This window comes from Streptomyces sp. NPDC055140 (assembly GCF_053607285.1).
Genome location: NZ_JBSGTG010000037.1, coordinates 53741 through 63376, shown reverse-complemented (window position 1 = coordinate 63376; position 9636 = coordinate 53741). Strand labels below are relative to the sequence as shown.

At 67.9% G+C, this 9636-nt stretch carries 7 protein-coding genes, 1 pseudogene and 1 riboswitch; of the genes and pseudogenes, 4 read left to right on the top strand and 4 right to left on the bottom strand.

The features are described from left to right. Window positions 1–31: 31 nt before the first annotated feature. Window positions 32–188, bottom strand: a riboswitch (cyclic di-AMP (ydaO/yuaA leader). 652 nt (window positions 189–840) lie between these two features. From ACWFR4_RS41495 to ACWFR4_RS41485, 3 genes are all read left to right on the top strand, one after another. Further along, window positions 841–1173: a hypothetical protein gene (locus ACWFR4_RS41495; RefSeq protein WP_453656746.1), complete on the top strand. Its 333-nt coding sequence runs from the start codon at window positions 841–843 to the stop codon at window positions 1171–1173. A 231-nt stretch (window positions 1174–1404) separates the two neighbouring features. Next, a complete protein-coding gene (locus ACWFR4_RS41490; protein ID WP_453656745.1) occupies window positions 1405–1860 on the top strand; it encodes a hypothetical protein in 456 nt (151 codons plus the stop codon). Between the two features lie 924 nt (window positions 1861–2784). Then, a complete protein-coding gene (locus tag ACWFR4_RS41485; RefSeq protein ID WP_453656744.1) occupies window positions 2785–3525 on the top strand; it encodes a class I SAM-dependent DNA methyltransferase in 741 nt (246 codons plus the stop codon). 459 nt (window positions 3526–3984) lie between these two features. Here ACWFR4_RS41485 and ACWFR4_RS41480 read toward each other — a convergent pair. From ACWFR4_RS41480 to ACWFR4_RS41470, 3 genes and pseudogenes are all read right to left on the bottom strand, one after another. Next, window positions 3985–4293: pseudogene (locus ACWFR4_RS41480) on the bottom strand (PQQ-dependent sugar dehydrogenase); the annotation flags it as partial. A 152-nt stretch (window positions 4294–4445) separates the two neighbouring features. Further along, window positions 4446–5819 (bottom strand): uracil-xanthine permease family protein, encoded by a 1374-nt coding sequence (locus ACWFR4_RS41475; RefSeq protein ID WP_453656743.1) that lies wholly within the window; start codon window positions 5817–5819, stop codon window positions 4446–4448. Next, on the bottom strand, window positions 5804–6922 hold the full coding sequence (locus ACWFR4_RS41470) for an aryl-sulfate sulfotransferase (RefSeq protein ID WP_453656742.1): 1119 nt from the start codon (window positions 6920–6922) through the stop codon (window positions 5804–5806). Before ACWFR4_RS41470 ends, ACWFR4_RS41475 begins: the two co-directional genes overlap by 16 nt. Window positions 6923–7047: 125 nt before the next feature. On the opposite strand from ACWFR4_RS41470, the gene ACWFR4_RS41465 reads away from it, so the two are divergent. Then, window positions 7048–7620 (top strand): helix-turn-helix domain-containing protein, encoded by a 573-nt coding sequence (locus tag ACWFR4_RS41465; protein ID WP_453656741.1) that lies wholly within the window; start codon window positions 7048–7050, stop codon window positions 7618–7620. 616 nt (window positions 7621–8236) lie between these two features. On the opposite strand, the gene ACWFR4_RS41460 is transcribed toward ACWFR4_RS41465, so the two are convergent. Further along, complete coding sequence (locus ACWFR4_RS41460; RefSeq protein ID WP_453656740.1) at window positions 8237–9616, bottom strand: S8 family serine peptidase; 1380 nt, start codon at window positions 9614–9616, stop codon at window positions 8237–8239. Between the last annotated feature and the right edge of the window lie 20 nt (window positions 9617–9636).

Below are 9636 nucleotides of genomic sequence, written 5' to 3'. Positions count from 1 at the left end.
GTGCGGCGGTGCTTTCCCTTTGCGGGCATGACGAATTCCTCTCCGGCGCCTGCGAGGTGAGCTGTCGGGTTCGGACGGGAGATGTCCGGTCGCACTATGTGTGCGACTTCACCCCGAGCCGTTCCGGAATCCGGATCGGCGGCTTTTCTGGGTCCCCCGCTCCTGCCGTGCGTAACCGAGTGAGTGGGAGGGGTTCCGGACAGCGGCAGGATTCGGCGTTCCATCCGGATTGACGGTGACATTAGGCGAGAAAGCGCGAACGGAACAAGACCCGAATTTGAATAGGAAATGCACGAAGCCGGTCCCCGGCGACCCGAACTCCGCGCCCTCTTTGATTGAAAAGCGCAACTTTCTTTGCGCAGAACGGAATTGCGCTCAGCTGCTCCCGGGGTCGCGGCCGTCGGCGTGACCCATGTCACTGAATGGGATACAGGTTGGAATGCGACTCGATGAAGGCGTCGGATATGACATTTGCCGTAAATATCACGCAATGAACGCAATCTCTGCATGTGCCATAAATGATGCGAAGAAGTATTTTTTACGTGCAAACCTGGACATGCTGGAGGAGTGGCTTTTCGGGTCAAACCGGGCATATCTCCGTCAATGTCGGCTCGGTCGTGTCCGGCCCTTCCTCAGTAGGCGGCCCTGCCCGGCGGCACGGAGGTGTTGACGGACGCATCCGCCTGTGGCTCAACCCCGCCGTATCCTTCGCCCCGTGGGACGGCCCCCGCGTCCCGGCAGTCTGAGTGAGCGCGACGCTGTACGCGCCGGGGTGCGGTGTCCTCCCGACCGCTGTGCAGACGTGGCTTCCGCTGCGGGGCGCCGCCGGTAGGTGTGCGGATGGTCCGGGCGAGCCCCGTGGGCGTGTTCTCCGCTGGTGCCGTGTTCGTCGAGGCGCACGAGGTCGGCCTCGACCTGGTCGTGGTCGCCCAGGACGGCGTGATGGAAGGCGGCGACGGACTGATCCGGCCGCTGCCGCTTCTGCTCCGTCGCGGACCGGGGAGTCCGCATCCTCTCTGCGCCGGCCTGGTCGTACGGCGAGACATCCCTGTACATCCGCGTCCGCACGAAGGGGAGGGGCGGCACGTCCTCCGGCAACTCCAGCCGCGCCTGGTCCAGTTGGGTCTGCCCGCCAGAAGGCCGGCACCTGCCCCCAACAGTGCGCCGAAATGAGTGGGTTCGCGGACTCTGAACGTGGTCGATCAGCGAGCCCACTTCTGCTCTGACCGTAACGACCGGACGGAGGGCGAGTGCGAGGCCGTTCCTCTGCGACGGGGAGGCCGACGGGCTCCGGTCCGTGCTGGGTCGTAGGGTTTGGTTCGTGCAACCAGATAGTTCCCTGGACCCTGTGCGCTCCTGATCAATGGCACCGTCGGAGTTGGCAAGACGTCAGTGGCTGGGAGCGTGGCCGGCCTTCTCGCCGATGCCCGGATATCTAATGCTGTCATTGACCTCGACTGGCTGCGCCAGTCTTGGCCGGCGCCGTTGGGAGACCGCTTCAACTTCGGCTTGATGGTGCGGAATCTTCGCAGCATGGCTGGCAAGTACCTCGCCGCTGGGGCGGTTCGGCTGGTTCTTGCTGGTGTGATCGAGGATTTGGACGAGCGAAAGCTGTGCGCCGATGCGATCCGTATCGAGCTTTCGGTCTGCCGACTCAAGGTCGATTTGACTGTCAATCACCAGCGACTTATGCGCCGCCACGAGAACGAGCCCGAAGCATTGCGATGGCACCTTGCCAGGGCTGGTGAAGTGGCTGGAATCCTCGGCCAAGCAGCAGTCGATGACTTTACCGTTGACGCCACCAGGCGCTCGGTCAGGGAGGTCGCCGCTGACGTTATCGCGAAGGCCGGCTGGTTATAACGCAGCTTCTGCGCCTGCGTCGGACCTTGCCATCGTTGGACCTTGCAGGGTCAGCCAGGACGTGCGCGAGATGTGCGTCCTGTGTCATCGGCGGTTGAGGGCGCATAGGCTCCGTTCATGGGCGAATGTGTACCGCTCCTGGCGACCTTTGGTGCTTCGCCGTGATTCTGTCCGGCTTCGTGTGGCTGGCGTTCCCCATTCGAGGTCGTGGCGCTGCGGGGGCAGCGGTCGGTGCAGTCCTGGAAGCGTGGGGGAGGCGTACTGCGTGACCTCTCATGACTCGTACTACGAGATCAAGGCACAGGCGAAGCGTCAGGCGCCCATGTTGTCCCCTGATAGTCACTGGCGACCGAGGGGGCTTCGAAGAGAGGCCGGTGGGCCGGCGACCTCGTCCGTCCTGCCCTCGCCGAGGATGCATGAGCCTACGGCGCCTGCGTCAGGGCCACTGATCTAGTGAACGTTGCCCAAGTGTGACGAGGCTTTGGCCTTCGAACGATGTGCTGGTTGACCTATGAGGACGCCCTGCCCATCACAGGGCGGTCCCACGCTCGACTGGTGGCAATGGCAGACGAGATGGACACTCCAAGGGCCGTCCAACGCTTTGAAGAGCCGGTCGACTCAAACGTACTCCTCGGTGATCTTGTCGGGGGAGGATCTGTACGACGGCCGACTGGGCCCGGGGAGAACTCGGGGATCATTTATGGGGCAGCCCTGAGGAGACGTAAGCCGAAGTCGACGGCGAGTTGCGGGTGGTGCACGCTGCGCCGAGGAGCACGACCGCACCACTGCCGTGACCGTGCGCCCCCGAGCCGCCGGACGGTGCCCTGAAAGGTCTGTGCCGGACCGCCCCGAACCATGTGATCGGAGCCGTGGGAAGGTAAATGCGTCGACAGCACCCCCCGGCACCCGGCAAAGTGGCCGCCCGTGACGAGCAGTGAGCTGTGGACCCGTGCGACCGCCGAGCGCTACGACACCGAGGAGGCCGAGACGTCATCGGCCGCCGCTCTCGGACCGACTCTCGCCTTCCTCGCCGAGCTCGCCGGAGACGGCCGGGCACTGGAGTTCGCCATCGGGACCGGACGAGTGGGCGTCCCGCTCCGGGAACGCGGCGTGCCAGTGGTCGGCATCGAACTGTCCGAGCACATGGCAGCGGTGCTGCGGCGCAAGATCGACGAGGACACCCTTCCGGTGGTCATCGGTGACATGGCCACCACCGTCGTCCCCGGCGAGTTCACTCTGGTCTATCTCGTCTACAACACCATCTCGAACCTGCTCACGCAGGATGAGCAGGTCGAGTGCTTCCGCAACGCCGCACGTCATCTGGAGCCCGGCGGCCGATTCGTCATCGAGCTGGGCGTGCCGCCGCTGCGGTTCCTGCCGCCCGGCCAGGTCGCGGTACCGTTCGACGTCTCTGAGCGGCATCTCGGCTTCGACACCTTCGACCTGGTCGAGCAGATTCTCGTCTCGCACCACTTCACCCGCGACAGCGACGACGGCCGCTACCGCCGCGGCAACTCCCGGCACCGGTACGCCTGGCCGGCAGAGCTCGACCTGATGGCACGGATCGCTGGGCTTGAGGTGGAACGTCGCATCGCGGACTGGGACGGGGCGCCGTTCACCCAGGACTCCGCGAAGCACATCTCCGTGTGGCGCAAGCCAACCTGAGGCCGACCAGGCAGGCATCAGCATCTGGATGGCCGCCCGCAACTTCCCCGAACGACCAACCCAACACACCAGCAACTTCTGGAACACGGCCTCGTCGTCCAGACCGCACTCCTGCTTCGCGGTCTGGGAACACTCCTCAACAGTCCACCGGCTGCCTGCACCGCGCAGGTGGGGTCCAGGTGCCGGTCGTTGCGAGTGCGCCGATGTGCGCGAGCCCGTTGTGGTTCGTGTCCGAGTTGCAGAGCGGGACGGCGCCAGGCGTCGCGGAGCGGGTGGTGAGTGACCTTCGTTCAGGCCGTGTGGCCACTGGTGGTGACCGTCTCCCGCCGTGTGTGGTCTGCTGGGGGGGCGACGGGCAGTGAGGCGCGGTGAGCCCGGAAACGACGACATCCCGCCCGATCGAGGTGATCGGACGGGATGTCATGAACGGCTTACGCTCCTGCGAGCTGGCTGAAGCTGTTACGCCGGGTCGATGCGGGAGATGTTGCCGCCGAGATCGAGCACGTACAGCTCCCCGTCTCCGTCCTCCACGAACGAGATGACCTCGCCGCCGTTGACTCCGTGGTCGCTCTGGCCGGTCACCTCGCCGTTCTCGATCGTCAGACCGCGCAAGGTGCCGTCGCAGTAGTCGCTGTACAGGTACTGCCTCTGAAGGTCCGGGATCGCGTCGCCGCGGTAGACGTATCCACTGGTCACCGAGCAGCCCAGCCCGTTCCGGTCGTACTCGTGGACCGGCGGCACGTGGTTCGCGGGCTCCGTGCCACCGCGGAGTTCACCCAGCTGCTTGGGGCGGAGTTGAGCGGGCGTCGCCCGCGCCACCTACCGGATTTCCCCGGTAGGGGCTTTCTCCTTGCCGTACTCTCAGCCCGAGTTCGGTGTTGAACACAGTCAGGCCGGGTTCGGCGGGGTGCTGCACGAACTCATGCACGAGAGCGCCCAGTTGATGGCTTAAGGGGCGCCCCGCTCCCGGCTGATGGCGGAGCGCCGGGTCCGTCCTGCGTTGTGCGCCTCGGTCCGAGCACCCGGAACACCGCGCTCAGCGCCACCGCCGCGATCGCCCCGGCTGCGACCCCGCTGCCGAACAGCGTGCGCGCCCATGGCGGCAGGTCCACGTACATCTCGGGCGCCACGATCGGCAGCATGCCGATCACCACTGCCAGCGCGATGACGACGCTGTCCGTGCCGTGCGTCAGGTCGGTACGGGAGAGCATCCCGAAGCCCATCACGGCTATCACTCCGTAGATGACCAGGCCCGCCGCGCCGACCACCGGCTCCGGGATCGCCGCAAGCACCCGGGTCAGGGGCGTGAGCAGCCCACACACGATGAGCAGCACCCCGGTCGCCGCCGTCACGAACCGGCTGCGTACGCGCGTGAGCTGGACGATGCCGATGTTCTCGGCACTGGTCACCATCAGCGACGTACCGAAGAGGCCGGAGCCGAGCGAGACGAGCGCGTCTGCGCGCGCGATGCGCGGCACGTCGTGGCCCGGGTCCGGGGCGCGCCCCACGGCCTCGCTGTTGAGGACGGTCTGCCCGGTGGCCTCGGCGAGCGAGGCGAGGGCGAAGACCAGGAGCGGGATGGCGGCGAGCAGATCGAAGTGCGGGGTGCCGTACGGGAAGGGGACTGGCAGCGCGAACGTACCGCCGTGCGCGACGTGCAGGTGGGCGCCTGTCAGGACCGCGATCAGGGTGCCGCAGGCCAGGCCGAGCAGCACAGCCATCTGCCGCCACACTCCTCGCAGTACGAGGAAGAAGACCGCGATGACGCCAAGGGTCGCGAAGCCGAGGCCCGGGCTCGAGGTGACCAGCGGCGCGGTCACCTTGATCATGTTGATGCCGATGAGGACGACCGTCGTACCCATGACCAGAGGTGGGAAGAGGCGGACGAGCCGGCCGTAGAAGGGAAGTACACAGAGCAGGAAGGCCGCTGCCACCAGGACTGAGCCCGAGGCCGTCGCCGGGCCGTACTCCTGGGCGATCTGCAGGAAGATTGCCACGGCGGCGCCGCCCGGCAGCATCAGGAACGGCAGCCGCGCCCCCACCCGCAGGGCGCGCACGCCGAGTGACTGGAGCAGTGCGCCCACCCCGCACAGCACCAGCGTCGCGCTGAGCAGTGACGCGGTCCGGCCGGCCGGCAGGTTCAGGGTGGTGGCGATGAGGATGACGGAGGAGACGGGCGCGGCCACGCCCGCCAGCAGGTGCTGGCAGGCGAGGGGGACGAGACGCTGAAGGGGCAGACGCTCGTCGACCGGTTCCACGGGTGGTGCCGCCGTGCCGGTCACCGGTCCAGCCACGGCAGCTCGGCCGCGGAGTAACGGTAGGAGCGGAACACGGCGTTGGGCTCGGACGGGAAGAGCTTGCGGACCTCTTCCTCTTCATAGCCGCCGAAGAACGGGACGATGTACTCCCAGCACAGATAACCGTCCTCGGTCACCTCGAAGAGGCGGCCCGCGGGGGAGTCGGTGACCAGGGTGTTGCCGTTCGGGAGGCGCTGGGCGCTGCCCATGAACGGCGCGAAGAACGCCTCGCGGGCCGGGTCGTGGTACTCCCACACGACCTTGCCGCTGGAGCGCTCGATCTCGATGACACGGCTGAAGGGCACGTCCCAGTGCGGCCGGAAGACGCCGTTGTCGAAGACGAGGATGTTGCCGTTCGGCAGTTCGGTCGGGCAGTGCTGCTGCGAGACGACGCCCGGCTCGGAGCGCCAGACGATGTCGCCGGTGGCGCGCTCGATGACGACGACGGCCGACACCGAGCGGAAGCTGGCGAGGATGTTCCCGTCGGCGAGCGGCAGCACGCTGTTGATGAGGGGATAGTGCTCGCGGGAGTAGTCGGGATGGAGCGGGAGGTCGCCGCGGTCGAGGCGCTCGGAGACCTTCCACTCCCAGGTCCGGTTCCCGTCGGCGTCGACCTCCACGATCGTGTCCGCCCACACCGTGTCGCCTCCCGCCTCGGAGCCGGGCACGCCGCCGCGCACGGCGGCAGCCGCCTCACCGGTCAGGGCTTCCAGGGCGGTGTAGAGGATCCGGCCGTCGCCGTAGTGGTGGGCGTCGTGGTGCTGGAGCGGGTCGCGGTGTTCGCGTACGACGGTGCCGTCCGGGGTGATCTCCTGCATGAGGCCGCCGCGGTACTTGTGCCACATGGGGAACAGGGCGGGCTCGTCGGGCAGGACGCCGTTGTGGGCGAGGTTGCCGTTGGTGAGGATGCGCGCGTGCCGGCCGGGGCGGTGCGGCAGGTTCCACTGGTGGGCGACGGTGCCGCGGATGTCGACGAGATACACCTCACCGCTGCCGGTCAGAGGCGCGAACAGCGTGTAGCCGCCGTACGAGGCGTCCTCGTCCAGGGCTATCAGGCCGGTGCCGCGCCGGCGTCGCTGGTTCTGGTCCACACGAGCCATTTGAGACCCTCCAAAGGTCCGGGGCGTCGTCGCTTACTTAACTTTTTTAAGTGACAGTGAAGGAGTTAACCACGGCGGTAGGGTGTTCAGGAACAGCGGTCGGACCGAAAGGGCGTTACAAGTTCATGAACGGCGACAAGGGAGACGGCGACGACACCCCGCGCGTGGGCCCCGGCATCCGGCGCAGGCGCCGCTCTCTGGAGCTGACCCTCGCCGAGGTTGCGCGCAGGGCCGGGGTCTCGGTCCCGTTCCTCAGCCAGATCGAGAACGGGCGCTCGCGCCCCAGCATGAGTTCGCTGCAACGCATCGCCGACGCCCTCGACACGACCGCCGTCCAGCTGCTCGCCTCGGCCGAGGCCCCGCGGCCGGTCGACGTCGTGCGCGGCAGCACCCGCTCCGCGGCAGACGGCGGCACCCGCCCGCTGGTCCGCGGCCACCAGCCGCTGCATGCCCTGGAGTTCACCGGCGACCACGACTGGGACCGCCAGTACCGCCACCGCGGCGACGAGATTCTCTACGTCGCCGACGGCTCGGCCGAGGTCGAGGCGGACGGCAAGCGCTACGTTCTCGAGCGCGGCGACACTCTGTACTGTGCAGCCGAAATCCCGCACCGTTGGCGCCCGTTGGAGCCCAGCACCCGGGTCCTGGTCGTGGGCATCGCTGACCATGTGCAGATCCTCGGCGACCGGGACCGCTGACCCAGCGGTACGCCATGTTCGGTCAGCTCGCCGCGGCCGGGCGAGGTGACGGAGATCGATTCAACTCCGCTGCACATGCTGGTCGTTCGCGATGACGGAACGGCGGACACCGTAGAGCTGACCAGCATCGTCGACATCGCCATGCCGCCGGCAGTGGCGGTGCTGCGGCCGTCGACGAAGGCGGTGGACACCGCGCTGCTGCCGGCCAGGCCGATGAAGCCGGTGCGGCCGGGCCGGTGCCCCTTGTCCAGAACGCCCCGTCTCCCGCAAGGCACCTTCCGGGGTCCGTGCGCCAGCAGGATGGGCACGGCGATGTCGGGGATCGTTCGCGGGAAGCCGGCGCAGGAGATCGTTCGTACGGTGCGTGAGGCGAGGACCGTGCGCATGACGTCGTCGCGGCACCACATCCCCGTGGGCGTCGGCGAAGCGAGTTCGGCCGGACCCGGCACCGCGAACGTGCCGGCGACAGCGGTACACGGCTGGCGCAAGCGATGTTGGGCCCAATCGGAGACACTGCTCGGCCGGGCCGCAGCGCTGACCGCTGTGGACCGGCACCCGCACGGCCGGGTCCGGAGGCGGCCCGACTGCCGCCGGACTGTGCCCGGGAACGACCAGCTCAGTATTTGTCGGCGGCGATGAGCGGCCCGTAGTAGCGGCCCGGGATAGGCCGGTGCGGGTCCCCGAAGAAGCCGTACCGGCGGTCGTGGTCGTTGTATTTGCGTGCGTCGTTGACCAGCATGCGAAGGTTGCGGGCGGGGGAGGAGTCGCCGCAGCGTCCGGTGTCGATGCACAGGGCGAGTACGCCGGATACGACGGGGGCGGCGAAGCTGGTGCCGTCGCCGAACGCGTGGTGGTGGGGGAGGGGGGAGTTGCTCTCATTGCAGACGCCGGGCGCGGCAAGAGTGTGCTTGCGATCGGCCGCCGACCGGGCGAAGTTGCTGAACTCCAGCGCGGCCTCGTCGTCGGCTTCTCCGAAGAAGCCGAAGTCGCGGCCGTAGCAGATGGGTGCCACCTTCGCGCCGGGCCTGCCGTCGAAGTCGGCCATCGCGGTGGTGGTGATCACCTCGTTGTAAGCCGCAGGAAGGACGCTGGCCACGTCGACATGCGCATTGCCGGCGGCGGCCACCGGCGTGACGCCGACTGCCACGGTGTTGCAGATCGCGAGGTGGAAGGGGTCCTGGTTCACCACGCCGCACTGACCGTCGTCCCTCTCCGCCGGCGTGAAGTCAGTGCTGGCAAGACTCATGTTGAAGAGGGCGATGTCGTTGTCGGGGTCAGCGTCCGTACGGGTGGAGGACACCCAGTCGATCCCGCACAGCAGGGCCGCGTCAGTGATATCCCCTTGGTCGTCCGCGACCTTCACCGCCCACTGCGGAGTGCCAGGCGCGACTCCCACGAGGCCTTGGTCGTCGTCCCTGGCGCCGATGATCCCGGCGGCCATGGTTCCGTGGCCGCTCGGATCCTGCAGGCTCGTGCCGGGAAGGACAGGACTGCCGCTCAGGCAGTCGACGCCTCCCCGGACGTTGAGGTCGGGCACGTCAGCCGCGATGCCGCTGTCCAGGACGGCGACATTCACGTCGACCGATCCCTTGCCGTTGCCGGACCGGGCAGAAGAGCGGTCGGCCCGGACCCGGTTCGCGAACACGGGCTGACATTGCCGGATCGGGGGGACGTCGTCGAGTACTTCCTGACAGTCGCGCAGCGGGGGGTTCGGCAGGGGAGGCGGGGGAGCCGGCAGGGGAGGTGGGGAGGCCTTGTACGACCGCTGCGCGGCGACGAACCGGACCTGCGGGTCCTTCTCCAACGCGGTGGCCTGGGCCGGAGTCATGGTTGCCGCGTAGCCCTTGAGCGCGTGCCTGTACACCGCCGTCGCACCGGATCCGCCGTAGGCGCGCGTGTGCCGGCTTGCGGCGGCCGTCGGGTCAGCCACCGAGTCCTGGAGCACGACCACGTAGCCGCGCTCGTCCTCAGCGGCCGCCGCCGTGTGCCGGGGCAAGCCAGCCAGGCTGATCAGGG